Raw genomic sequence first — 22,711 nt, 5'->3', positions numbered from 1 at the left:
CCGCCGCGGACGCCGTGCATTCCGGCCGGTGTCCGTCACGTCCCGTGGGAAGGTCCCATGCTCGTCGCTCCTGCCCGCGTACCCGCGACCCGCCGCCTGGCGGCGACGCTCTACGGGTACGCGTTCCTCACCGACCTCGTCCTGCTCTACCCGCTCTACGTGCTGCTGTTCGCCGACACCGGGTTGTCGGTCGGGCAGATCTCCTCGCTGTTCGTGCTCTGGGCGGCCGCCGGCATCGTGCTGGAGGTGCCCTCCGGGGTGTGGGCCGACACGGTGTCGCGCCGGCTGCTGCTGTGCCTGGCGCCGCTGCTCGCCGCCGCCGGTTTCGCGCTCTGGGTGCTGCTGCCGTCCTACCCGGCGTTCGCCGTGGGTTTCCTGCTGTGGGGCGCCGGTGGCGCGCTGCGCTCGGGCGCGCTGGAGGCACTGGTCTTCACCGAGCTGGAGCGTCTCGGTGCGGCCGACAGGTACGCCCGGCTGATCGGCCGGGCCCGCACCGCCGAGGTGCTCGGCGCCGTCGGGTCCGGGGTGCTCGCCGGGCCGGCGTACGCGCTCGGCGGCTACCTCGCGGTCGGCGCGGCCAGCGTGGCGACCTGCCTGCTGGCGGTAGCCGTCGCGGCCCGCTTCCCGGAACACCGCCCACGATCGTCCGCGCCGGTTCCAGGTGGCGAGCCGCCCGGGCCGCGCGCGAGTGCCGCGCCGGGTTACGACGAGCCCGGCTGGCTGGACAGCCTGCGCCTGGGCCTGCGCGAGGTGCGCGCCGACCGCCGCGTCCGGGCCGCCGTGCTGCTGGTCGCGGCGGTGACAGCGATCTGGGGTGGGCTGGACGAGTACACCGGGCTGCTGGCCGCCGACATCGGTATGGCCGAGGTGGGCGTACCGCTGCTGCTCCTGCTGGTCTGGGCCGGGATGACTGTGGGTGGGCTGCTCGCGCCGCTGGGCGAGCGGCTGTCCCACCGGGGGTACGCGGGCCTGCTGGTGTTCGCGGCGGGCGCGACGGCGGCCGGGGCGCTGCTGCGGCACCCGGCGGGGTTCGTGCTGCTGGCCGCCGCGTTCGCCGCGTTCCAGCTCGCCACGGTGCTCGCCGACGTGCGGCTGCAGGCCCGGATCGCCGGGTCGGCGCGGGCCACCGTCACGTCGCTGGCCGGGATGGCCACCGACCTGACCATCGTCGCCTTCTACGCCGGGTACGGGCTGCTCGCCGGCGCGGTCGGCAACCCGGCTGCCTTCGCGGTCGCGGTGCTGCCGTACCTGCTGGTGGCGCTGTGGCTGTTCACCGGTCGAGCATGAATCACCAGAAAAGGGACCAATGGTCGCGTTCGCGGCCTAGCGTGGGTCCGGAAATCGGCGACCCCGGGGAGACGATCGCGGTGACGTTGGAAGCAGAGCGCACACTGCGCGACGAGGACCTGACCGGGCTGGCGGAGCTGGCCGCCCAACTCCGTGTGGACGCCATCCGGTGCAGCACGATGGCCGGCTCCGGGCACCCGACATCGAGTCTCTCCGCCGCCGACCTGCTCGCCGTGCTGGTCGCCCGGCACCTGCGCTACGACTGGTCCTACCCGGGCAACCCCGGCAACGACCACCTGATCCTCTCCAAGGGGCACGCCTCGCCGCTGCTGTACGCGGTGTTCCGGGCCACCGGCGCGATCAGCGAGCAGGAGCTGCTGGAGACGTACCGGCAGGCCGGGTCGCGCCTGCAGGGCCACCCCACGCCGGTGCTGCCCTGGGTGGACGTCGCCACCGGCTCACTCGGGCAGGGGCTGCCGGTCGGCGTCGGGGTGGCGCTCGCCGCCCAGTACCTCGACCGGTCACCCGCGCACGTCTGGGTGCTCTGCGGCGACAGCGAGACCGCCGAGGGATCGGTGTGGGAGGCGCTGGACAAGGCCGGGCACTACGGGCTGCGCAACCTCACCACGATCGTGGACGTCAACCGGTTCGGCCAGCGCGGCCCCACCGAGCTGGAGTGGGACCTGGACACCTACCGGCGTCGTGTCGAGGCGTTCGGCTGCCGGGCGATCGTCGTCGACGGCCACGACCTGGGCGCGATCGACGAGGCGTACGGGCAGGCACGCGAGGCCACCGGGCCGACAGTGGTGCTGGCCCGCACGGTCAAGGGCAAGGGCGTGCCGGAGGTGGAGAACGACCCGGCCTGGCACGGCAAGGCGTTCGACCCAGAACTGGCCGACCGGGCCGTACGGGCGCTCGGCGGCCCCCGCCGGATCCGGGTCGCCGGACCGAAACCTCCCGCCGCGCCGCGCACCGCCGCCGCCGAGCACCGGCAGCCGGAGCTGCCCCGGTACGAGCGCGGGACGAAGGTGGCCACCCGGAACGCGTACGGCGACGCGCTGCGCGCCCTCGGCGCCGCCCGGCCCGACGTGGTCGCGCTCGACGGAGAGGTCAGCGACTCCACCCGGGCGGAGAGCTTCGCCGCCGCGTACCCCGATCGGTTCTTCCAGATGTTCATCGCCGAGCAGCAGCTCGCCGCCGCGGCGGTGGGCCTGGCGGTACGCGGCTACCGGCCGTTCGCGGCGACCTTCGCCGCGTTCTGGTCCCGGGCGTACGACTTCATCCGGATGGCCGGGGTGTCCCGGGCCGACATCGCGCTCGTCGGCTCGCACGCCGGGGTCGAGATCGGCCCGGACGGCCCGTCCCAGATGGGGCTGGAGGACATCGCGGCGCTTCGCGCGGTGCCCGGCTCCACGGTGCTCAGCCCGGCCGACGCGGTCTCCTGCGCGGCGCTGGTCGCCCAGATGGCCGACCACCCGGGCATCACCTACCTGCGCACCACGCGCGGCAAGTACCCGGTGCTCTACGACGACGGCGAGCCGTTCCCGATCGGCGGCAGCCGAATGGTGCGCGACGGCGGCGACGTGGCGCTGCTCGGCACCGGCGTGACGGTGCACCTCTGCCTCACCGCCGCCGACGAACTGACCCGCGAGGGCATCGACGCGCGCGTGATCGACATGTACTCGATCAAGCCGGTGGACCGGCAGCGCCTCGCCGAGACCGTGGTGGAGACCGGCGGGCGGCTGGTGGTGGTCGAGGACCACTACCCGGAGGGCGGGCTGGGCTCAGCGGTGCTGGAGGCGCTCGCCGACCTGGGCGAACCGTCCCGGGTCAACCACCTGGCGGTACGCGGGCTGCCCGGCTCCGGCACCCCCGCCCAGCAGTTCGACCGGGCCGGCATCGGCGTCGGCGCGATCGTCTCGGCGGCGCGGGCCCTGGCCTGAACGCCTGGTCGCCGGGGCCAGGTCAGCGGCGGTGTTTGCCGAAGCCGGCGGCGGGTAGCCACGCTGCCGTTGCGACGGGAGGACAGACGATGGCTGAACCGGAGTTCTACGCGCGGGTGTCCGCCCGCGCCGGCGTACCGGTCGAGACGGCCCGCGCGCTGACCGAGGCGACGCTGCGCACGCTCGCCGAACGGATCAGCGGCGGCGAGGCCGACGACCTGTCCGCGCACGTCGCGCACGAGCTGCGTCCGCTGCTGGCACGCGCCCGGGTCGAGGACCCGGAGGTCTTCGGGTACGACGAGTTCCTGCGCCGGGTCGCCGAGCGCTCCGGCGCGACCCCGTCCGACGCCGAGCGCGGCGCGCGGGCGGTGCTGCAGGCGCTGCACCGGGTGGTCGGGCCGGCCCAGTTCAACCGGGCGCTGTCCCAGCTGCCGCGCGAGATCGCCGAGCTGGCCCAGCCCGCCCCGCGCCCGGCCTAGGCGAAAGGAAGGGCCCCTCGTTAACGCCTCCGGTAGAGGAAGGGCCCCTTGTTAACACCCGCCGCCGCAGGCTGCGCGCGTCGGCGCCAGGGAGGCGTCACTCGGGCAGCGCGTCCAGGTAGACCCAGCGGCCGTCCTCGCGGGCGAAGCGGCTGTGCTCGGCCAGCACACCCGCCCGGCCACCCTCGCGGTAGTGCGCCCGGAACCGGACCGTCCCGGCGTTGTCGAACAGGCCGCCCTGCCCGGTCTCCACGATCTCCAGCCGGGTCCAGCGCGTGCCCGGGTCCAGCTCCAGCCGCTCGGGCCGGGTGGTCGAGTGCCAGCTGTGCCGCAGGTAGGCGGCGTCGCCGAGCGCGAACGCGCTGAACCGGGACCGCATCAGCGCCTCCGCGGTCGCCGCCGTCGCCTCGCCCCGGTGGACCGGGGCGCAGCAGTCCGCGTACGGCCGGCCGGTGCCGCACGGGCATGCCGCCGTCCGTTCACCCCGTCTCGCCATGCCGCGATTCTCCCAAGCCTCGGAGAGGTGTTAACAAGGGGCCCTTCCTCTACCGGAGGCGTTAACAGGGGGCCCCTCCTTACACCTCAACCCAGTAGGCTCCCCGGACCATGAGCGTGAGTCCGACTCAGCGTGTCCTCGACCCCGATCAGGTCCGCCGATACCTCACCGCCTCGCTCGGGCCCGGCGTCGAGGTGGCCGACTGCGGCCCGCTGACCGGTGGCGGCTTCGCCGCCGTGTGGCAGGTACGCCTCACCGACGGCCGGGACGTGGTGCTCAAGGTCGGTCCGCCGCCGCACGTGCCGCTGCTGCGCTACGAGCGGGACATGGTCGGCGCGGAGGCGCACTACCTGCGCCTGGTCGCCGACCGCGCACCGGGGGTGCCGACGCCGGCGCTGCTGCACCACGGAACCGACCCCGAGCTGGGCGACTGGCTGCTCATGGCGCGGCTACCAGGTCGTACCCTCTGGGACCTGAGCCAGGCCGGCGCGGACGTCGGGCCGCTGCGCGAGGAGTTCGGCCGCGCGCTCGCCGCGCTGCACGCCGTCACCGGCGAGCGGTACGGCTACGACGGCGACCGGGCGCACGGGGCTACCTGGCGGGACGCGTACACGGCGATGGTGGACGACATGCTCGCCGACGCCGCCGACTGGGCGGTGCCGCTGCCGGTGCCGGCGTCCCGGATCCGGGAGCTGGTGGCGCGGCACGCGGCGGTGCTCGACGCGGTACGCCGCCCGGCGCTGCTGCACTTCGACGGCTGGGCCGGCAACGTGCTCGCCGTGGACGGGCCGGACGGCACGCCCCGGCTCACCGGCCTGGTCGACGGCGAACGCTACCTGTGGGGCGATCCGCTGATGGACCTGGTGTCGCCGCTGCTGTTCCGCCGCGCCGAGGACGAGCCGGACGACCCGCTGGTGCGCGCCTACCGGGCGGCGGCGCCGTTCCCGCTCGACGCCGGGGCGCGGCGGCGGCTCGGGTTGTACCGGCTGTACCTCTACCTGCTGATGACCGTCGAGATGCCCAGCCGGAACATCACCGCCGACAACGATCCGGGCCGGGTGGCGCTGCTGGCGAAGCTGCTCGACGCGGAACTGGCCGACCTGGAAGGCTGAGCGTCAGCGGGTAGCGGTGGCGAAGACCACGATGTTGTCCGGGTAGCTGCCGGTCCGCGGGTCGAACCGCCCGCCGCACGTGATCAAACGCAGCCGCGCAGCAGCGTCGCCGCCGTAGACCCGCGCGGTGGGGAAGCGTTCCTTCGGGTACGCCCCGACGCCGTCCACGGTGAACGCCGCCGTCCGGCCGTCGGCGCGCAGCACCCGGATCGTGTCGCCGGGGCGCAGCCGGCCGAGGTCGAAGAAGACCGCCGGGCCGTGCTGCGAGTCGACGTGCCCGACCAGCACCGCGTTGCCGGCCTGGCCGGGGGCGGGACCGGGGTGGTACCAGCCGGTGACCTCCGGGCGTTCCAGCGGCGGCACCTCCAGCGCGCCGTCGGCGTCGGTGGCCACCGGCACGATCTCGGCGTCCACGCCGATGCGCGGGATGGTCACCCGCACCGGTGTGGCGCGGGGGAGCGCCGGGCCTGCCGTACCCGGTCGTTCGGTGGCGGGCGCGGCGGAGACGCCGGGCTGTGGCGGTGGCGTCGACGTGGTGCCGAGCCCGGCCGAGACCAGTCCGGTGCCGGTGGCGGCGGCGACGGTGACGGCGGTGACCACGACGGCGGTGCGCAGCCGCGACCGGCGCTGCGACTCCGACAGCATCCCACCTCCGTCCGACAGGGACGTGCCGCCCGCGCCGGGTGCTCCGGCGCGGGCGGACCGCTCGACGATCCGGTCAGGCGACGGCGCCCGCGCGGCGTCGGCGGATGACCGCGTACGCGCCACCGGCGAGCGCCCCGGCGGCCAGCACGCCCCCGGCGACCAGCACCCCGGTGTCGCCGTCGCGCCCGCCGCCACCGGCCTGCGCGCCGCCGATCGGGGTGACGGTGAACGTGGCGCTGCCGCCGTCGCTGCCGTCGCCGCACGTGGTGGCGACGGTGTACGTGCCGAGCGTGAATCCGGCGGTGAACAGCTCGGCGCTCAGGCCACCGCCCGCGGCCGCAGTGGTGGACCGGACGTTCTGGTCCCGGTCCGGGCCGGTGACCCGGAAGATCGCGTCACCGGCGTTCGGGTTGCACGTGGTGGTCAGCACGACGGTGCCGCCGACCGGGGTGGCGGCGGGTGAGACTCTGGTGTCCGCCAGCGCGGCGGCCGGGAGCAGCAGTGCGCCGAGGCCCACGCCGAACGCCGCCGATCCGAGAAATGACTGTGCCTTCATCCGCGTCTTCCCTCACTTTTCGTCCGCTGTAGGCGTGGGACGTCGTTCGGGTGGCCAACTCCGTGACGAGCACCGGTGTGGCCAACACTAGGAGGGTTGCGGCGGTCACTGGGGGTAATTGAGAAATCTTCGTTGCCGTCCGGTGTGCTCCCTGCCGCCGTCGGAGGGTGGACATGCCGGGCCAGGCCGGACGGCGAGCCGTCCCGCTTCGCCGTGTCTGGGTCCGCTGTCCGTTTCGCGCCTACCGGACGGGCGGTTCCGGCCGGACCAGCCCGGTGTCGTACGCGAGCACCACCGCCTGGATCCGGTCGCGCAGGCCCAGCTTGGTGAGGATCGCCGAGACGTGTGTCTTCACGGTGGCGGTGCTCAGGTGCAGCCGGGCGGCGATCTCCGCATTGGACAGTGCCCGCGCGGTGAGCGTCAGCACCTCCCGCTCGCGGGCGGTCAGCACTGCGAGGGCGTCACCGGTGGGCGTGGGCGCGGGCAGCCGGTCGGCGTACCGGTCCAGCAGCCGCCGGGTCACAGTCGGCGCGAGCAGCGCCTCGCCCCGGGCCACCACGCGTACCGCCTCGGCGAGGTCGGCCGGGCGGGTGTCCTTGAGCAGGAACGCGCTGGCCCCGGCGCGCAGCGCGGCGTAGACGTGTTCGTCCAGGTCGAACGTGGTCAGCATGACCACCTTGGCCGGGTTGCCGGCGGCCACCAGGTCGCGGGTGGCGGCGATGCCGTCGCGGCGGGGCATCCGCACGTCCATCAGCACCACGTCCGGCCGCGTACGCGTCGCGACTGCGACCGCCTCGACCCCGTCGGCGGCCTCGCCGACCACGCTCAGGTCGGGCCGCGCGTCGAGGACTGTGCGCAGCCCGGCGCGGATCAGCTCCTGATCGTCGGCGATGACCACCCGTACCGTCATCGGGCCGCCTCCACCGGCAGCCGGGCGTGGACCCGGAATCCGCCGGCCGGCAGCGGGCCGGCGTCCAGTGTGCCGCCGAGCAGCCGGGCCCGTTCCCGCATGCCGACGATGCCGCGCCCGGTGGTCGTGCCGGGGCGGCGGGCGGGCGCCGGGCCGTCGTTGACGACCTCCAGCCGCAGTACGCCGTCGCGGTAGTGGACGTCCACGTCGGCGTGGGTGGCGTGCCCGTGGCGCAGCGCGTTCGTCAGCGACTCCTGCACGATCCGGTACGCCGACAGCTGCACCCCGCCGGGCAGCGCCTCGCCGTCGTCGTCGCGCCGCAGCGTCACCCGCAGGCCCACCGCCCGTACCGCGTCGGCGAGCGCGTCGAGCTGCGCCAGTCCCGGCTGCGGTCCGTCCGGTTCGGACCCGTCGTCGAGGGCGAGCGCGTGCAGCATGGCCCGCAGTTCGGTCAGCGCCGACCGGGCCGCCGTGTCGATCGCGGCGAGCGCGGCGCGGGCCTGCTCCGGCTGCTCGTCGAACACGTCCTCGGCGGCGGCGGCCTGCACCGCGATGACCGCGACGTGGTGCGCCACCACGTCGTGCAGCTCCCGGGAGATCCGCTCCCGTTCGGCGGCGCGTACCTGCCGTTCGCGCTCGCCGCGCCGTTGCGCCTGGCCCCGTTGCAGTTCGCCGAGCGTCCAGCTCAGGCCCAGCGCGGTCACCGCCAGCAGCAGGTCCCGCCAGCCGCCGGTGACCAGCTTCCACGGCGTGGGCGCGAGCAGCAGCCCGAGCGCGACGAGCGAGTACCGGGGCGGGCGCAGCCGGGCCACGTACGCCATCGGCACCGCGACCAGGCCGAGCCAGCCGAGCTGCGGGCAGAGCGCCTCGAGGCCGACGCCGGCGAGCGCGGCGACGCCGAGGGCGTACCCCGGGTGGCGCCGGATCCACAGCAGACAGCCGGCCTGCGCGACGGCGAGGCCGACCGCGACGGCGGTCGCGCCGCTCGTGTCCGGGCCGGCGTCGGAGGCCAGCAGCGCGAGCAGGCACACGGCGAGGCTCACGGTGGCGATGCCGCCGTCGAGCAGCAGCAGGAACCGGGACCGGGACGCGCACCTCATGTCCGGATGCTAGGCCGCGTGCGCACCGCTTCTCATCGGTCGCCAGACCGAGATCCGGGCGGGTGATCGGTCCGGCGACGGAGCCGGAAACCGCTCCGCGGCGCGATCCGCGGGGCGGCCCGCCGGACCTAGCGTCGGCGGCAGTCGTCCCGATGCCGAGGAGCCACCGATGGAAACCACGATTCCGACCGCCGCCACCCGCCCGACCCGCCGCCTGGTGCGGCTGCTGACGGTGCTCGCCGCCACCGTGGCCACGCTGCTGGGCTGGGTGGTCGCGGTGCCGCTGGCCGGGGTGGATCTGACCGCGCGCACCGGTTCGGACGTGCAGCGGGTGACGCCGGTGGCGGTGGCGGTGAGCACGCTGCTCGCCGGGCTGTCCGGCTGGGCGCTGCTGGCCCTGCTGGAGCGGCTCACCGCCCGCGCCCGGACCGTCTGGACGGTGGTCGCGGGCCTGGTGCTGCTGGTGTCGCTGCTCGGGCCGCTAAGCGGGGGAGTGGGGGGTGCGGCGACGCTGACGCTGGTGGCGTATCACCTGGTCGCGGGCACGGTGCTGATCACCGGTCTGCGCCGCGGCGCCGCCGCCTGACGGGCCGGGCCGCCGCGACGGGGGCAGGCGGCCCGGCCTCCAGAACTAGCCTCCTAGGATGCCCTACGCGATGTGACGCTCGAAATTCCTCCGCCACCGATGTCGAGAACGGGCAGGCGGCTTCGTCCCCGGAGTGAACGCGGCCAGAATGGGTCGCACCCTCCACGAGGAGACACAGATGAAGTACCTGCTCCTGAAGCACTACCGCGGCGGTCCGACCCCGGTCACCGACATGCCGATGATCGACAAGTGGACGCCGGAGGAGATCTCCGCGCACGTGAACTACATGCAGGAGTTCGCGGCCCGGCTGCAGGAGAGCGGCGAGTACGTCGACGGCCAGGCGCTCGCCCCGGAGGGCACGTTCGTCCGCTACGACGGTGAGGGCCGACCGCCGGTGACCGACGGTCCGTTCGCCGAGACGAAGGACCTGATCGCCGGCTGGATGGTGATCGACGTGGACAGCTACGAGCGTGCCCTCGAACTGGCCGCCGAGCTGTCGGCCGCGCCGGGGCAGGGCGGCAAGCCGATCCACGAGTGGCTGGAGCTGCGCCCGTTCCTGACCGCGCCGCCGACCATCACCGAGTGATCCGTCCGATGGACGAGGTCGCGCTCCGCAGCCTCATCCCGGGCGTGCTCGGTGTCCTCGTCCGCCGCGGAGCAGACTTCGCGGCGGCCGAGGACGCCGTGCAGGACGCGCTGATCGAGGCGTTGCGTGTCTGGCCGGCCGACCCGCCCCGCGACCCGTTGGGCTGGTTGGTGACCGTGGCGTGGCGCCGGTTCCTGGACGCGGTCCGCGCCGACGCCGCCCGGCGCCGACGGGAGGACCTGATCGAGGAGGAGCCGCCGCCCGGCCCGGTGCCCGCCGTGGACGACACGCTGCGGCTCTACTTCCTCTGCGCGCATCCGTCGCTGAGCCCGTCGTCGGCCGTCGCGTTGACGCTGCGCGCCGTCGGCGGGCTCACCACCCGGCAGATCGCGCAGGCGTACCTGGTGCCGGAGGCCACCATGGCGCAGCGGATCAGCCGGGCCAAGCGCACCGTCTCCGGGGTTCGCTTCGACCAGCCCGGTGACGTCGCCACCGTGCTGCGCGTGCTGTACCTGGTGTTCAACGAGGGCTACTCCGGCGACGTGGACCTGGCCGCCGAGGCGATCCGGCTCACCCGGCAGCTCGCCGCCGCGATCGACCACCCGGAGGTGGCCGGGCTGCTCGCGCTCATGCTGCTGCACCACGCCCGCCGGGCCGGCCGGACCGCGCCCGACGGCAGCCTGGTGCCGCTGGCCGAGCAGGACCGTGGCCGGTGGGACAGCGCGCTGATCGCCGAGGGCGTGGGCATCCTGCAGACCGCGCTGTCCCGCGACCGGCTCGGCGAGTTCCAGGCCCAGGCCGCGATCGCGGCACTGCACGCGGACGCGCCCGCCGCCGCGGAGACCGACTGGGTGCAGATCGTCGAGTGGTACGACGAGCTGGTGCGCCTGACCGGCAACCCGATCGCCCGGCTCAACCGGGCGGTCGCGGTCGGCGAGGCGGACGGCCCGCGCGCCGGGCTGGCGGCGCTCGCGGCGCTTGACGAAACGCTGCCCCGGTACACGGCGGTGGCCGCGTACCTGCACGAACGCGACGGCGACCCGGACCGGGCAGCCGGCCTGTACGCCGACGCGGCCCGTCGCGCGACCAGCCTGGCGGAACGCGACCACCTGAACCGGCAGGCGGCCCGCCTCAACTCCCGCCGCCCCGGATAAACCGGTCGGCAGGGTTCGTCGCCGCTGGTAGGTTGCCTCGCCGTGACGGGGGAACGGCTCGGCGGGCGCTTCGCCCGACTGTGGACGGCGAGCACGCTGTCCGCGCTGGGCAGCGGGACGGCGACTGTGGCCGCGCCGCTGTACGTGGCGTCGCTCACCGACGATCCGCTGGTGGTGTCGGCCGGGGCGGCGGTGTCGTGGCTGCCGTGGCTGCTGTTCGCGCTGCCCGGCGGCGTGCTGGCCGACCGGGTGGACCGGCGGCGGCTGATGGTGCTCATCGACTGGGTACGCGTCGGCGCGCTCGCTGTGCTCGCGGCGGCGATGCTGGCCGACCGGGCCGGGATCGCGCTGCTGTACGCGGTGCTGTTCGTGGTGAACACCGGCGAGGTGGTGTTCCGTACCGCCGCGCAGGCGGTGCTGCCGGCGGTGGTGCCGCGCTCGCTGCTGGAACGCGCCAACGGGTGGCTGGGCGGCGGCACCCAGGTGATGCAGAACATGATCGCCGGCCCGCTCGGCGGGTTCCTGTTCGTGCTGGCGGCGTCGCTGCCGTTCGCCCTGAACGCCGGCACGTACGCGCTCAGCGCCGTGCTGGTCGGGCTGCTCGCCGGGACGTACCGGGCCGGGCCGGCGCCGGACGGGCGGCGTTCGGCGCGGGCGGAGGTCGCGGAGGGGTTCCGCTGGCTGTGGGGGCAGCGGCTGCTGCGCACCATGACCGTGCTGATCGGCCTGCTCAACGTCACGCTCACCGCCGCCGTGGCGGTGCTGGTGCTGCTCGCCACCGAACGGCTGGGTCTCGGCTCGGTCGGCTACGGCGCGTTGTTCACCTGCATGGCAGTGGGCGGCGTGCTCGGCTCGGTGGTGGGGGACCGGCTGATCGCCGCGATCACGCCCACCTGGACGGTGCGGACCGGGCTGCTGGTCGAGGCGGGACTGCACCTGGCGCTGGCCGCGTCCCGCAGCGCCGCCGTGGTCGGGTTCGCGCTGTTCGCGTTCGGGGCGCACAGCGCGCTGTGGAACATCGTGGCGAACTCGCTGCGGCAGCGGCTCACCCCGCCCGCGTTGATGGGCCGGGTCGGCAGCACCACGTTGTTCGTCGCGGCGGGCGGAAACTGCGTCGGCGCGCTGCTGGGCGGTGTGGTGGCGGCCCGGTTCGGCATCACCGCGCCGTACTGGGTGGGTTTCGTGGTGGCGGTCGCGGTGATCGCCGCGACGTGGCGGGTCTTCGACCGGGCGACGGTGGCCGCCGCCTACGCCCAGCCGGCCCCGCAGGAGCCCGCCCCGGTGGCCTGAGCGCGGGTCGGCCGAGGGCCGCGCCCGCCGATGTGACAGCGTGGTCGGGTGCAGGCATCCTCAGCGGTCGACGTCGACCTCGCGCTGGTCGGCGGCGGCGGCGCCGCGTCCCTGGTCCTGGCCGCGCTGGACCGCCACGGCGTGACCGGGCTGCGGGTCGCGGTGGTCGACCCGGTGCACAAACGCGGCCAGGACCGCACGTGGGCGTTCTGGGGCCTGCCCGGCGACGACCTCGACCCGCTGCTGAGCGCGAGCTGGTCGCAGGTCGACGTGGTCACGCGCGCCGGCCGCCGCGTCCTCACGCTCGACCCGCTGCGGTACGCCATGCTGCGCTCCGCCCCGGTCTACGACCGGGCTGCCGCGGCCGAGCGGCGGCTGGACGCGGTCCGGATCAGCGCTCCGGCGGGGGAGCTGCACGACGACGGTGAGCGGGTCACTGTCCGCGACCCCGAGAGGCGTGAGCTGGTGCGGGCCGGCTGGGTGCTCGACTCGCGGCCCCGGCGGCCGAAACGACCGGGGCGGACCAGCTGGTTGCAGCACTTCCGGGGCTGGTGGCTGGCCGCCGACCGGCCGACGTTCGATCCGCAGCGGGCCGTTCTGATGGACTTCCGCACCCCACAGCCGCAGCGCGGCGTCTCCTTCGGGTACATGCTGCCTGTCGACGACCGGTTCGCGCTGGTCGAGTACACCGAGTTCGGCCCGGCCCTGCTCGACGACGCGGGCTACGACACGGCGCTGCGCGGCTACGCCGACCTGCTCGGGCTGGACCTGACCGCGCTGCGGGTGCGGGAGGTCGAGGACGGCGTGATCCCGATGACCGACGGCCCGTTCGAACCCCGTCCCAGCCCGCGGGTGGTGCGGCTGGGCACCGCCGGTGGGGCGACCCGCCCGTCCACCGGCTTCACGTTCTCCGCGATGCTGCGCCAGGCCGACCAGGTGGCCCGGGCGCTCGCCGCCGGCCGTCCGCCGGTGCCCGCGCCCGCGTACCCGGGGCGGCACCTGTGGATGGACGCGGTGGCGCTGCGCGCGCTGGACCGGGGGCACGTCGGCGGGGTGGAGTTCTTCGAGCGGCTGTTCGACCGCAACCCGGCGGAGCGGGTGCTGCGGTTCCTCGACGGCGTGACCAGCCCGGCCGAGGACCTGGCGGTGATGCGGTCCAGCCCGCTGCTGCCGATGACCGGCGCGGTGCTCGGCGACGCGGCCGGCCGGCTGCGGGCCCGCCTGCGCCGCTAGCCCCGGTGGCCGGTCGCCTCGGCGACGCGGTCGCGCACCAGCACCCGCAGCTGCTCCATCGGGTCGCCGTCGCCCGCGCCGAGCCGGTTGCGCACCGCCGCCACCGTCAACCCCAGATCCGGGTACGCGAACGCGAGGCTGCCGCCGCTACCGGCGGTGCCGAACGATCCGTCGTCCTCGACCGCGTACCCGAGCCCGAACGTGCTCTCCTGCCCGAACACCCACTCCTGGGCGCGTACCGCAGGGGCGGACACCTCCCGCATCCGTGCGGCGGAGATCAGCCGTACCCCGTCGACCGGGCCGAGTAGCGCCGCGTACATCCGGGCCACCGCGCGGGCGCTCATCGTGCCGACCGACGGCACGTCGGCGCGCAGCACGTCGGGGCGGGAACCGATGACGGTGTCGGGGCGTACCGCTGGCGGGGCGACCGCGTCGAAGTGCGGCAGGTTCGCCCCGGCCCAGGTCATCAGCGCGGACAGGCCGGCGTCCTCCAGCCGGGCCAGCCGGGCCAGGTCCGCCTCCGGTACGGCGAGGAACAGTTCCCGGTCCACGCCGAGCGGCCCGGCCACCTCGTCGGCGAGCACGCGCGACACGGGCGCGCCGGTGACCCGCCGGACCACTTCGCCGAGCAGCCACCCCCACGTCCAGGCGTGGTACGCGAGCCGCTCGCCGGGTTCCCACAGCGGCCGCGCGTCTGCGAGCAGCTCGCACATGCGCGTCCAGTCGGTGAAGTCCTCCGGCGTGACGTCGGCGGGCAGCGCGGGCAGGCCGGCGGTGTGGGTGAGCACGTGCCGCAGCGTGATGGCGTCCTTGCCGTGCCGGGCGAACTCCGGCCACACCGCGGCGAGCGGCAGGTCGTAGTCGAGCCGTCCCCGCTCGGCGAGCACGTGCACGACGGTGGCGGTGAGTCCCTTGCCGGTGGAGACCGCGTGCACGGGCGTGTCGGCGGTCATCGGCCGTCCGGTGGTGGTGTCGGCGAGCCCTGCGTGTTCGGAGACGATCGCCACCCCGTCCAGGTACGCGGCCACCTGCACACCGGCCTCCCGGCCGGAGGAGACCAGCTCGTCGATCGTGTCCCGTACCTCGGCCCGCAGGCCGTCCCACCGCGTGTCCACGATCTCGCAGCGTGCCAGACCGCCGCGCCGCCGTCGCTCGCTTTTCGGCCGCCGGTTCTCCGTCGCTGCGTGCTCGGCCGGGCGGCGGCGCTCAGCGGGCGAGTGTCGTCGGCGTGGCGCCGGTGGTGCCCTGGGTCGGCAGCGGGTCCGTGTCGCCGGTGAGCAGCCGGGCGCGCAGCGCGTCGATCGTCTGCGCGTCGACACCGAGCCGGCCGGTCACGTACCCGTGCACGGAACCGTGTGCGGCCCGCAGGTCGGCCAGCACCAGCCGGATGACCTCGGCCGGCGCCCGCCCGTACGCGGGCCAGCCCGGCGTCGCGCCGCCGTTGCGGTCCCGCCACTCGGCGACCAGCCGGTCGGTGGCGTGCTCGGTGAGCGCGAAGTCCGCGGCGATCTGGTCGTCGTCCACCCCCAGCAGGGACAGCACCAGCGCGGCGAGCAGGCCGGTGCGGTCCTTGCCGGACGCGCAGTGGAACACCAGCGGATGCTCGCCGTCCGCGATCACCTCGACCGCCCGGCGCAGCTCGGCCACGCCGTCCTCGGCCACCTCGGCGTACCGGTCGGCCAGGTAGCGCCACGGGTCCACGTCGGGATCGATGTCGGCCTGCACGTACGGCCGGTGCTCGATGCTCAGGTTGTGCCAGGTCACGCCGAGGCTCTCCGGGGCCCGGCCGCGGTCGGCGATCTCCCACGGGTAGCGCAGGTCGATCACGGTGCGGACGCCGAGCGCCGCGAACTGCTGCAGGTCGTCACCGGCGAGCTTGGCCAGCGAGTCGGAGCGGTAGAGGCGGCCCCGGGCGACGGTGCGGCCGTCGCCGGTCCGCCAGCCGCCGAGGTCCCGGAAGTTGCAGAGGGTGGCGAAGTCCGGGGGAGCGGTCATACCGGCACGCTAGCCGCGCGCGGCGGGTCGGGTGGTCCCGCGTGCTCGCGTACCCGGTAGGTTGCCGGGCATGGCGGAGGCGGAGACCGGCCGGGTCGTGGAGATCTGGACCGACGGCGCGTGCAGCGGCAATCCCGGGCCCGGTGGGTGGGGCGCGGTGCTGCGCTGGGGCGGGCACGAGCGGGAGCTGTGCGGCGGCGAGGCCACCCCGACCACCAACAACCGGATGGAGTTGACCGCCGCGATCCGGGCGCTGGAGAGCCTGACCCGCCCGGTCACGGTACGGCTGCACACCGACAGCACCTATGTACGCAACGGCATCACCGGCTGGCTGAACGCCTGGAAGCGCAACGGCTGGCTGACCGCCGCGAAGCAGCCGGTGAAGAACGCCGACCTGTGGCAGGCGCTGGAGGCGGCCTGTGCCCGGCACGACGTGACGTGGCTGTGGGTGAAGGGCCACAACGGGCACCCGGAGAACGAACGCGCGGACGCGCTGGCGAACCGGGGCATGACCGAGGCGCGGAGCGGCACGGCCGCCGCCCCGCGCACGCGTCAGCGCAGCGGCCGGCCCTCCTCGATCTCCTCCGGCTCCTCGGACGGGTCGCCGGTTCCGGAGACCGCGTCGACGTCGTAGCCGGCGCGGCTGACCTCCCGCGCGGACCGGCGGTCCTCGGCGGGCAGGTCGGCGAAGTCGTCACCGGTGTCGTCGGTGGTGTGCAGGGACTCGCCGGGCGGGCGCAGGGACGCCTCGTACGCGGTCACGCCGTCGGGTTCGTCGCCGGCCGCGCGGCCGAAGGACTCTTCACTGGTCATGTCGCACTCCTGCCCGCAGCGGGTGACGGCAAACGTTCGGGTGGCCTGGTGTCCGGCCGGTGCTCGCGCCTGCTCAGCCGGCGGCGTCCCGTCCGCGGGCCGCGTCCGGGTGGGTCGGCATCGAGGAGCCGCCCGAGCTGCTGCCGGAGGCGCCGCCCGCCATGCCGGAGCCGTCGTCCTCGGTCACCTCGTCCGGTTTCGGCACGCCGGGCGCGGGCGCCGGCACGTCGGTGTCCGCGGCCGTCTGCACCAGCGGAACCTGCCCGGCCTCGTCCTCGGCGTGCGCCGGATCGACCGGCTCCTCACCGTCGCGTGCCCGATATCCCACCGGTGCCCCTCCCGTCGACCAACAGTCGTCCGCGCCGCCTACCCCACCCCATCCCCACCAAACCCCGCCCCCTCCGCCCGCCGGCCCCCTTCTCCCGGTTGATCAAGGAGTTTGTGTCCCGATCCGGCCCCGAAGCAGCCACAAACTCCTTGATCGTCGCCCAGTGTCCGGACCGGTGGGCCGGGCGGGTCAGCGGCGGCGGCTGGGGCGTGGCCGGGGGCGGGCCGGGGTCAGCGTCAGGGACCAGTGGGCCGGGCGGCGCAGCCCCGGCGGCAGGACCGTGCGGTGGTCGCCGCGCGCGGCGTCGAGCTGCGACTGGTGCGTGAACAGGCACTCGCTCAGGTCTGCGCCGCGCAGGTCGGCCCCGCGCAGGTCCGCGCCGGTCAGGTCGGCCGCGCCGAGCCGTACGCCCCGCAGGTCCGCGCCGATCAGGCAGGCGCCGCGCAGGTTGGCCCCGGCCAGCGGGGTACGGCGCAGGTCCACAGCGATCAGCGTCGCGCCCCGGCGGTCCGGGCCGGCCTTCCCGGCGCGGGCCTGTTCGGAGGCGCGGGACAGGAGCCGGTTGGCCCGGTCCCGGTGCGCGTCGACGTCGAGCGCGAGCAGCTCGTCAGGGGTGCCGTCGGCGAGCCGGCCGGTCTCGTCCAGCGCGGCGGTCAGCTCGTCGCGCAGCGGGCCGGGCGGGGTCAGGCGTACCGCCTCGGTCAGATACCAGAGCAACTCGTGCAGGGGCCGCAACACCGCGAAGGTGTCGAACATCCGCGCTGCGGTGGCCGGGTCGGCGCGCCAGTCGCGGCCGGCGAACGTGTGCCGGGTGAGGTGCTGGCCGGCGCCGAAGCAGTCGAACACGGTGCATCCGGGGAAGCCGCGTTGCCGCAGCTCGGTGTGGATGCCGCAGCGGAAGTCGGCGCCCAGGTTCGGGCAGGGCCGTCCGGCGGGCTTGTCGATGGCGAAGTCGGCGGACGCGGTGAACGCCGGCGCGACGCAGCAGACCCCGGCGCAGCGCGAACAGTCCGCCCGCAGCTCCCGCCCGCCACCGACCGTGCGCGCCTCCACAGCACCCCCGTCCACCCGCACCATTCTCCGCACCCACCCCACCCCCACCCCACCCACCCCGTCGATCATGAGGTTGACGGCGACAAAACGGACGGCAACCGCCGCCAACCTCATGATCAACCAGAACGAGAGGGGAGGGTCAGAAGGTGAAGAGGGAGGCGGTGGTGCGCTGCATCAGGCAGGGGTTGGCGAACGTGCGCGTGTAGGAGACCGGGCGGTTCTGCCAGAAGCCTGCGGCGCGGGCGACGACCGGGGCGTACTGGGAGGTGCACGGCGCGCCGTCCACGTCGAGCGCGTCCAGGTCGCCGTCGACGTGGGCGACGAGCCGGCAGGCGGTGATCGGGTCGGGGTGCAGACCGCCGGTCGGCCCGCAGGTCAGCACCGTGGCGCGTACGCCGGCGCCGTCGTCGACGGTGAGCAGCAGCACCGATGGGGTCTGCGGGCCGGGGCGCGGCGCGGCCTGCGCGGGGGAGGCCGGCGCGGCGAGGGCGCCGAGCGCGGCGACCAGGGCCAGTGCGGCGGTACGTCGGGCGAAGGGCATGGGTGGTCCTTCCGTCGGGGCCCCGGGGTGCGGGGCCGATGGGTGGCCCGGTCCGTCGTGCGTAACCGGGCCGCCGAGAACCCTAGGTGGACGGTGTGAACGCGAAGAGTCACGAAGTGTTACACCAGCCGACCGCGTCGCACGTTCGGTGTGACATCGGCGTACGGGAATGCCCGAACGGCTGACAACCGCTTCCGCGCCTCGCGTAAACGCATTCCGAATAAGCGTGATGCATGCCTGAAAGGCTGACAACCAAATCGGCCCGTTATTGCGCCGATGCATTCCGTACGCCGAATCGTTGTCAATGGATGACAACCGGAACGGCCGTTACCGTAACGATTCTTTCCGATGCTCCGTATCGCTTTATCGTCGGGTGGCAGGGCGTTTCCGCCCCCGTCGGAGGGACTGTTCATGAGCGATCTCTCACACCCGCCGCCCCGGACCACGGCCGCCGACGCGACCATTTCCGTCCCGGAGATCCAGGCCGGCCCGGAGCCCGCCGGCCGGACCGCGGAGTTCGTCGGCCGGTCACCGAACCAGCTCGCCTGGCTGCGGCTCAAGCGGGACCGTACGGCCCGGGTCAGCGCCCTGACGCTCCTCGTGGCCGCGGTGGTGGCGCTCGGCGCGCCGCTGCTGGGGCGGCTCACCGGAATCGACCCGACCGACAAGTTCGTCGACCGGTTGAACGATTTCGGAATGCCGATCGGGTATGCCGGCGGGATCAGTTCAGATCATTGGCTGGGCCTTGAGCCGGGCAGTGGCCGGGACATCCTGATGCAACTGGTCTACGGCCTTCGGACGTCGCTGTTCATCGCGTTCACCTCGGCGCTGCTGGCCTCCGGGATCGGCGTCGCGGTCGGTGTGCTGGCCGGATGGGCCAGAGGCTGGCTGGACAGTCTCGTCAACTGGCTGATCGACCTCACGCTGGCGTTCCCGTTCCTCATCTTTGCCCTCGCGGTCATCCCGATCCTGCAGGACCGCTTCTACTCCGACCGGGAGGCGCCGTCGCCGGCCTTCCGGGTGGCCCTGATCGTCGCCACCTTCGGCCTGTTCAGCTGGACGTACACCGCGCGGCTGGTCCGCGGGCAGGTGATCTCGCTGCGGGAGCGGGAGTTCGTCGACGCGGCCCGGGCCGCCGGTGCAGGCACCGCGCACATCCTGCTGCGGCAGCTGCTGCCGAACATCTGGGCGCCGATCCTGGTCACCGTCTCGCTGATGGTGCCCCAGTTCATCGCCATCGAGGCGGCGCTGGCGTTCGTCAACATCGGCGTCACCGAACCCACGCCCGACCTGGGCCGCATGATCTTCAACAGCATCGGCTACGTCGCGAGCGACCCCTGGTACACCCTGTTCCCCGGGTTGACGATCTTCCTGCTGGTCCTGGCGTTCAACCTGCTCGGCGACGCGCTGCGCGACTCGCTGGATCCCCGCTCCACCCGGTAGTCCCCACGGCCATCACACGCCCGGCCGGCGGGGGCCGCCGGGCACGAAGGGAGCACACCGTGCGCGCACGAACCCGGACACTGACAGGTGTCCTCGCCGCGGCGGCGCTGGCCGCCGCCGGCTGCAACCCCACGCCCGACGACAGCGGCGGCGACGACCAGAAGACCAAGACCCAGAGCGGCTCGATCTCGTACGAGGCCGCCGACAACCAGGGCCCGGCGAAGCCCGTCGACGGCGCGTCCCGGGGCGGCACCCTCACCGTCATGCAGCCGGCCGACTTCGAACACCTCGACCCGGCCCGCAACTACGTCAACGTGCAGCAGGTCGCCGGCGGGATGCTCTACCGCCCGCTCAACGGCTACAAGGAGGACGGCACCGGCAAGCTGCTGCTCGTCGGCGACCTGGCCACCAACCCCGGCAAGGACGTCGACGGCGACTGCAAGGTCTGGGAGTTCACGCTGCGCGACGGCGTGCGCTACGAGGACGGCACGCCGGTGAGCAGCAAGGACGTCGCCCACGGCATCGCCCGCTCGTTCGCGGCGAACCTCAACGAGGGCCCGCACTACATCCAGCAGTGGCTCTACCCGGGCGGGGCGTACAACGCCACCTACAAGGGACCGTACGACGGCGGCAAGCCGGTGCCCGACGGCGTCACCACCCCCGACGACCGGACCATCCGGTTCACGTTCCCGCAGCCGCACTGCGACATGCCGTACGCGGCGGCGCTGCCCACCAGCGCGCCGGTGCCCGCCGCCAAGGACACCCGCGCCAACTACGATCTGCGGCCGTTCTCGTCCGGCCCGTACCGGGTGAAGTCCTACCAGCGCGACGTGTCGCTGGAGCTGGAACGCAACCCGAACTGGGATCCGGCGACCGACCCGCTCCGCAACGCGTACCCGGACACGGTCCGGATGACGTTCGGCCTGGAGCAGGCCCAGATCGCCGAGCGGCTGGTCGCCGACGGACCGGCCGACCAGGCGGCGCTGAGCTGGTCGGACGTGCCACCGTCGGTGCTGCCCCGCACCACCGGCGCCAGCGTCGCCGACCGGGTGGTGCGCGGCCCGACGCAGTACAACTGGGTGCTGAGCATCAACACCCAGCGGGTCACCGACCTGAACGTACGGCGCGCGCTGAACTACGCGGTCGACAAGGACGCCCTGCTCAAGGTCCTCGGCGGCCAGGCCGCCGGGACACCCGCGACCACGCTGATGTCACCCACCACCGCCGGGTTCGTGCCGTACGACGTGTTCAACGCCCCGGTGACCGGCGACAAGGCGAAGACCGCCGAGCTGCTCGCCGGAAAGCGGCCGAAGCTGGTGCTCGCCCACTCCAGCCTGGAACTGCGTACCCAGCAGGCCGAGGCGCTGCGCAAGAACCTCACCGACATGGGCTTCGACATCGTCATGAAGCCGATCGACAACAGCAGCTACTACGACGAGGTGGGCCGCAAGGACAACCCCTACGACCTGTACCTCACCGGCTGGGGCTCGGACTGGCCCACCGGCTCCACAGTCATCCCGCCGGTCTACGACGGACGGGAGATCGTGGCCGAGGGCAACCAGAACCTGTCGTACCTCAACGAGGCGCCGGTCGGCGCGGAGATCGACCGGGTCCGCGCCCTGCCCGCCGCGGAGCAGGACGCCGGCTGGATGGCGCTCGACCGCATGATCATGGAGAAGTACGCGCCGGTGGTGCCCTGCTACTACGACGCCACCTACGAGCTGCATGGCTCGAAGGTCGGCAACGCCTTCCTCAGCGACGCGTTCGGGATCATCTCGCTCAACGGCATCTACGTGAAGAAGTGACAGCCGCGCTGGGACGGCTGCCATCGCGGCCGTCCCCGCGCCCCACCCGGGGGAGGTGCTCCCGTTGCTCCGTTTCGTCGTCCGGCGGCTGCTCGTCGCCGCCCTGACCCTGGTCGTCATCAGCCTCGTCACATTCGGTCTCTTCTTCGCGGTGCCGAGCAGCCCGGCGAAGGTGATGTGCGGCAAGAACTGCACGGCCGAGGACATCGCCCAGGTCGAGCGCCGGCTCGGCATCGACCAGCCGCTACCCCGGCAGTACGCGGACTTCGTCGGGGGCGTCTTCGCCGGCCGTACCTACGGCGAGGGGGACTTCCGGCAGGACTGCCCGGCGCCCTGCCTGGGTTACTCGTTCCGCAACAACCAGCCGGTCACCGAGATCGTCGCGCAGCGCGCCCCGGTGACGTTCAGCATCGTCCTCGGCGGCGCCGTGCTCTGGCTCGGCCTCGGCATCTCCCTGGGCATGGTGTCGGCGCTGCGCCGGGGTACGGCGTTCGACCGCGCCGCCATCGGCGTCACACTGGCCGGCGCGTCCATGCAGGTCTACTTCTTCGGTCTGATCCTGCTCTACCTGCTGGTCTACTCCACCGGGCTGCTGCCGTTCCCCAGCTACACGCCGCTGACCGAGAGCCCGGCCCGGTGGGCGGCCGGGCTGCTGCTGCCCTGGATGACGCTGGGTTTCCTCAACTCGGCGCTGTACGCCCGGCTGTCCCGGGCGCAGATGCTGGAGACCCTGTCGGAGGACTTCATCCGTACCGCCCGGGCGAAAGGGCTGCCCGCGCGGCAGGTGCACACCCGGCACGCGCTGCGCGCGGCGATCACGCCGATCGTCACCATCGCCGGGCTGGACATCGGCACCAGCCTCGGCGGCACGTTCATCACCGAGACCATTTTCGGCCTCCAGGGCCTCGGCAAGGCGACAGTGGAGGCGGTGCAGTTCCTCAACCTGCCGGTGGTGATGGCGACGGTGCTGCTGGCGGCCGTGTTCATCGTGGTCGCCAACATCGTCGTCGACGTGCTGTACGCGGTGATCGACCCACGGGTCCGGCTGGGCTGAGGAGGAGGAGACGGACATGGTGGAGCTTCCGACGCCGCGACGCGGCGAGGACCCGTACCTGCGGGTCACGGATCTGCGGGTGCGGTTCGACACCGAGGACGGTGTGGTGCGGGCCGTGGACGGGGTGTCGTTCGCTGTCGAGCGGGGTCGCACGCTGGGGATCGTGGGGGAATCGGGTTCCGGTAAGAGCGTGACGTCGCTGGCGATCCTGGGTCTGCACAACGTGAAGCGGACGGCCATTTCGGGGGAGATCTCGGTGGGTGGTCGTCAGTTGGTGGGTCTGGGTGAGGAGGAGATTCGTC

25 protein-coding genes are annotated in these 22,711 nt (G+C 73.8%); 14 read left to right on the top strand and 11 right to left on the bottom strand.

The window, feature by feature from the left end; translation table 11 throughout:
• Positions 1-57: 57 nt before the first annotated feature.
• From DQE82_RS12425 to DQE82_RS12415, 3 genes are all read left to right on the top strand, one after another.
• Complete coding sequence (locus DQE82_RS12425) at positions 58-1,287, top strand: MFS transporter (protein WP_069088643.1); 1,230 nt, start codon at positions 58-60, stop codon at positions 1,285-1,287.
• 80 nt (positions 1,288-1,367) lie between these two features.
• Positions 1,368-3,230, top strand: a complete 1,863-nt coding sequence (locus DQE82_RS12420; protein WP_064445888.1) for a transketolase — start codon at positions 1,368-1,370, stop codon at positions 3,228-3,230.
• Positions 3,231-3,319: 89 nt separating this feature from the next.
• Positions 3,320-3,709, top strand: coding sequence for a DUF2267 domain-containing protein (locus DQE82_RS12415; RefSeq protein WP_043323876.1), 390 nt, complete (start codon positions 3,320-3,322; stop codon positions 3,707-3,709).
• Positions 3,710-3,806: 97 nt separating this feature from the next.
• Here DQE82_RS12415 and DQE82_RS12410 read toward each other — a convergent pair whose 3' ends face one another.
• A complete protein-coding gene (locus tag DQE82_RS12410) occupies positions 3,807-4,205 on the bottom strand; it encodes a YchJ family protein (RefSeq protein WP_113972754.1) in 399 nt (132 codons plus the stop codon).
• Positions 4,206-4,315: 110 nt separating this feature from the next.
• Here DQE82_RS12410 and DQE82_RS12405 point away from each other — a divergent pair, with 110 nt between their 5' ends.
• Positions 4,316-5,317, top strand: a complete 1,002-nt coding sequence (locus DQE82_RS12405) for a phosphotransferase family protein (protein ID WP_113972753.1) — start codon at positions 4,316-4,318, stop codon at positions 5,315-5,317.
• A 3-nt stretch (positions 5,318-5,320) separates the two neighbouring features.
• On the opposite strand, the gene DQE82_RS12400 is transcribed toward DQE82_RS12405, so the two are convergent.
• The 4 genes from DQE82_RS12400 to DQE82_RS12385 all read right to left on the bottom strand — a co-directional run bounded on the left by DQE82_RS12400 (position 5,321) and on the right by DQE82_RS12385 (position 8,528).
• Positions 5,321-5,962 (bottom strand): class F sortase, encoded by a 642-nt coding sequence (locus tag DQE82_RS12400; RefSeq protein ID WP_069088694.1) that lies wholly within the window; start codon positions 5,960-5,962, stop codon positions 5,321-5,323.
• A 73-nt stretch (positions 5,963-6,035) separates the two neighbouring features.
• The gene (locus DQE82_RS12395) at positions 6,036-6,518 is read right to left on the bottom strand and encodes a hypothetical protein (RefSeq protein WP_043323881.1); all 483 of its coding nucleotides are present in this window, start codon (positions 6,516-6,518) and stop codon (positions 6,036-6,038) included.
• A 241-nt stretch (positions 6,519-6,759) separates the two neighbouring features.
• Positions 6,760-7,428, bottom strand: coding sequence for a response regulator transcription factor (locus DQE82_RS12390; protein ID WP_069088645.1), 669 nt, complete (start codon positions 7,426-7,428; stop codon positions 6,760-6,762).
• Positions 7,425-8,528, bottom strand: a complete 1,104-nt coding sequence (locus DQE82_RS12385) for a sensor histidine kinase (RefSeq protein WP_069088646.1) — start codon at positions 8,526-8,528, stop codon at positions 7,425-7,427. Before DQE82_RS12385 ends, DQE82_RS12390 begins: the two co-directional genes overlap by 4 nt.
• 169 nt (positions 8,529-8,697) lie before the next feature.
• Here DQE82_RS12385 and DQE82_RS12380 point away from each other — a divergent pair, with 169 nt between their 5' ends.
• From DQE82_RS12380 to DQE82_RS12360, 5 genes are all read left to right on the top strand, one after another.
• Entirely contained in the window at positions 8,698-9,114 is a 417-nt protein-coding gene (locus DQE82_RS12380; protein ID WP_069088647.1) for a DUF6069 family protein, read from the top strand.
• Positions 9,115-9,292: 178 nt separating this feature from the next.
• Positions 9,293-9,700 (top strand): YciI family protein, encoded by a 408-nt coding sequence (locus DQE82_RS12375; protein ID WP_043323886.1) that lies wholly within the window; start codon positions 9,293-9,295, stop codon positions 9,698-9,700.
• An 8-nt stretch (positions 9,701-9,708) separates the two neighbouring features.
• Positions 9,709-10,854, top strand: a complete 1,146-nt coding sequence (locus tag DQE82_RS12370; RefSeq protein WP_113973090.1) for an RNA polymerase sigma factor — start codon at positions 9,709-9,711, stop codon at positions 10,852-10,854.
• Between the two features lie 42 nt (positions 10,855-10,896).
• Positions 10,897-12,144, top strand: coding sequence for an MFS transporter (locus DQE82_RS12365; RefSeq protein WP_043323888.1), 1,248 nt, complete (start codon positions 10,897-10,899; stop codon positions 12,142-12,144).
• A 48-nt stretch (positions 12,145-12,192) separates the two neighbouring features.
• Positions 12,193-13,377, top strand: a complete 1,185-nt coding sequence (locus DQE82_RS12360) for a lycopene cyclase family protein (RefSeq protein WP_113972752.1) — start codon at positions 12,193-12,195, stop codon at positions 13,375-13,377.
• Here the strand turns inward: DQE82_RS12360 and DQE82_RS12355 are convergent.
• Positions 13,374-14,492 (bottom strand): serine hydrolase, encoded by a 1,119-nt coding sequence (locus DQE82_RS12355; protein WP_187693821.1) that lies wholly within the window; start codon positions 14,490-14,492, stop codon positions 13,374-13,376. The genes DQE82_RS12360 and DQE82_RS12355 overlap by 4 nt on opposite strands.
• Before the next feature lie 91 nt (positions 14,493-14,583).
• Complete coding sequence (locus DQE82_RS12350; protein WP_113972751.1) at positions 14,584-15,372, bottom strand: tyrosine-protein phosphatase; 789 nt, start codon at positions 15,370-15,372, stop codon at positions 14,584-14,586.
• A gap of 70 nt (positions 15,373-15,442) precedes the next feature.
• Here DQE82_RS12350 and rnhA point away from each other — a divergent pair, with 70 nt between their 5' ends.
• Positions 15,443-16,006 (top strand): ribonuclease HI, encoded by a 564-nt coding sequence (rnhA, locus tag DQE82_RS12345; RefSeq protein ID WP_043323891.1) that lies wholly within the window; start codon positions 15,443-15,445, stop codon positions 16,004-16,006.
• Here the strand turns inward: rnhA and DQE82_RS12340 are convergent.
• The 4 genes from DQE82_RS12340 to DQE82_RS12325 form a co-directional block, all read right to left on the bottom strand.
• A complete protein-coding gene (locus DQE82_RS12340; protein ID WP_043323893.1) occupies positions 15,925-16,185 on the bottom strand; it encodes a hypothetical protein in 261 nt (86 codons plus the stop codon). The genes rnhA and DQE82_RS12340 overlap by 82 nt on opposite strands.
• Before the next feature lie 73 nt (positions 16,186-16,258).
• Positions 16,259-16,513, bottom strand: coding sequence for a preprotein translocase YidC (locus DQE82_RS12335; RefSeq protein WP_113972750.1), 255 nt, complete (start codon positions 16,511-16,513; stop codon positions 16,259-16,261).
• A gap of 189 nt (positions 16,514-16,702) precedes the next feature.
• Positions 16,703-17,581: a pentapeptide repeat-containing protein gene (locus DQE82_RS12330; protein WP_370446793.1), complete on the bottom strand. Its 879-nt coding sequence runs from the start codon at positions 17,579-17,581 to the stop codon at positions 16,703-16,705.
• A 124-nt stretch (positions 17,582-17,705) separates the two neighbouring features.
• Positions 17,706-18,107 (bottom strand): SSI family serine proteinase inhibitor, encoded by a 402-nt coding sequence (locus DQE82_RS12325; protein ID WP_113972748.1) that lies wholly within the window; start codon positions 18,105-18,107, stop codon positions 17,706-17,708.
• A 411-nt stretch (positions 18,108-18,518) separates the two neighbouring features.
• On the opposite strand from DQE82_RS12325, the gene DQE82_RS12320 reads away from it, so the two are divergent.
• The 4 genes from DQE82_RS12320 to DQE82_RS12305 all read left to right on the top strand — a co-directional run.
• A complete protein-coding gene (locus tag DQE82_RS12320) occupies positions 18,519-19,550 on the top strand; it encodes an ABC transporter permease (protein WP_113972747.1) in 1,032 nt (343 codons plus the stop codon).
• A gap of 59 nt (positions 19,551-19,609) precedes the next feature.
• The gene (locus DQE82_RS12315; RefSeq protein ID WP_113972746.1) at positions 19,610-21,355 is read left to right on the top strand and encodes an ABC transporter substrate-binding protein; all 1,746 of its coding nucleotides are present in this window, start codon (positions 19,610-19,612) and stop codon (positions 21,353-21,355) included.
• A gap of 64 nt (positions 21,356-21,419) precedes the next feature.
• A complete protein-coding gene (locus tag DQE82_RS12310; protein WP_043330115.1) occupies positions 21,420-22,409 on the top strand; it encodes an ABC transporter permease in 990 nt (329 codons plus the stop codon).
• A gap of 16 nt (positions 22,410-22,425) precedes the next feature.
• A partial coding sequence (locus DQE82_RS12305; protein ID WP_113972745.1) for an ATP-binding cassette domain-containing protein occupies positions 22,426-22,711 on the top strand: 286 nt, incomplete at its 3' end.

Origin of the sequence: Micromonospora sp. LHW51205 (assembly GCF_003315815.1) — a bacterium.
Lineage (GTDB): Bacteria > Actinomycetota > Actinomycetes > Mycobacteriales > Micromonosporaceae > Micromonospora > Micromonospora chalcea.
The sequence above is the reverse complement of the archived record's forward strand: the minus strand, read 5'-3'. Positions and strand labels throughout refer to the sequence as shown.

Bases quoted from the DNA above. Each gene is read 5' to 3' on its own strand.
- DQE82_RS12425 (WP_069088643.1), top strand. From the start codon at position 58: ATGCTCGTCGCTCCTGCCCGCGTACCCGCGACCCGCCGCCTGGCGGCG.
- DQE82_RS12415 (WP_043323876.1), top strand. From the start codon at position 3,320: ATGGCTGAACCGGAGTTCTACGCGCGGGTGTCCGCCCGCGCCGGCGTA.
- DQE82_RS12410 (WP_113972754.1), bottom strand. From the start codon at position 4,205: ATGGCGAGACGGGGTGAACGGACGGCGGCATGCCCGTGCGGCACCGGC.
- DQE82_RS12405 (WP_113972753.1), top strand. From the start codon at position 4,316: ATGAGCGTGAGTCCGACTCAGCGTGTCCTCGACCCCGATCAGGTCCGC.
- DQE82_RS12400 (WP_069088694.1), bottom strand. From the start codon at position 5,962: ATGCTGTCGGAGTCGCAGCGCCGGTCGCGGCTGCGCACCGCCGTCGTG.
- DQE82_RS12395 (WP_043323881.1), bottom strand. From the start codon at position 6,518: ATGAAGGCACAGTCATTTCTCGGATCGGCGGCGTTCGGCGTGGGCCTC.
- DQE82_RS12390 (WP_069088645.1), bottom strand. From the start codon at position 7,428: ATGACGGTACGGGTGGTCATCGCCGACGATCAGGAGCTGATCCGCGCC.
- DQE82_RS12385 (WP_069088646.1), bottom strand. From the start codon at position 8,528: ATGAGGTGCGCGTCCCGGTCCCGGTTCCTGCTGCTGCTCGACGGCGGC.
- DQE82_RS12380 (WP_069088647.1), top strand. From the start codon at position 8,698: ATGGAAACCACGATTCCGACCGCCGCCACCCGCCCGACCCGCCGCCTG.
- DQE82_RS12375 (WP_043323886.1), top strand. From the start codon at position 9,293: ATGAAGTACCTGCTCCTGAAGCACTACCGCGGCGGTCCGACCCCGGTC.
- DQE82_RS12370 (WP_113973090.1), top strand. From the start codon at position 9,709: ATGGACGAGGTCGCGCTCCGCAGCCTCATCCCGGGCGTGCTCGGTGTC.
- DQE82_RS12350 (WP_113972751.1), bottom strand. From the start codon at position 15,372: ATGACCGCTCCCCCGGACTTCGCCACCCTCTGCAACTTCCGGGACCTC.
- rnhA (WP_043323891.1), top strand. From the start codon at position 15,443: ATGGCGGAGGCGGAGACCGGCCGGGTCGTGGAGATCTGGACCGACGGC.
- DQE82_RS12340 (WP_043323893.1), bottom strand. From the start codon at position 16,185: ATGACCAGTGAAGAGTCCTTCGGCCGCGCGGCCGGCGACGAACCCGAC.
- DQE82_RS12325 (WP_113972748.1), bottom strand. From the start codon at position 18,107: ATGCCCTTCGCCCGACGTACCGCCGCACTGGCCCTGGTCGCCGCGCTC.
- DQE82_RS12320 (WP_113972747.1), top strand. From the start codon at position 18,519: ATGAGCGATCTCTCACACCCGCCGCCCCGGACCACGGCCGCCGACGCG.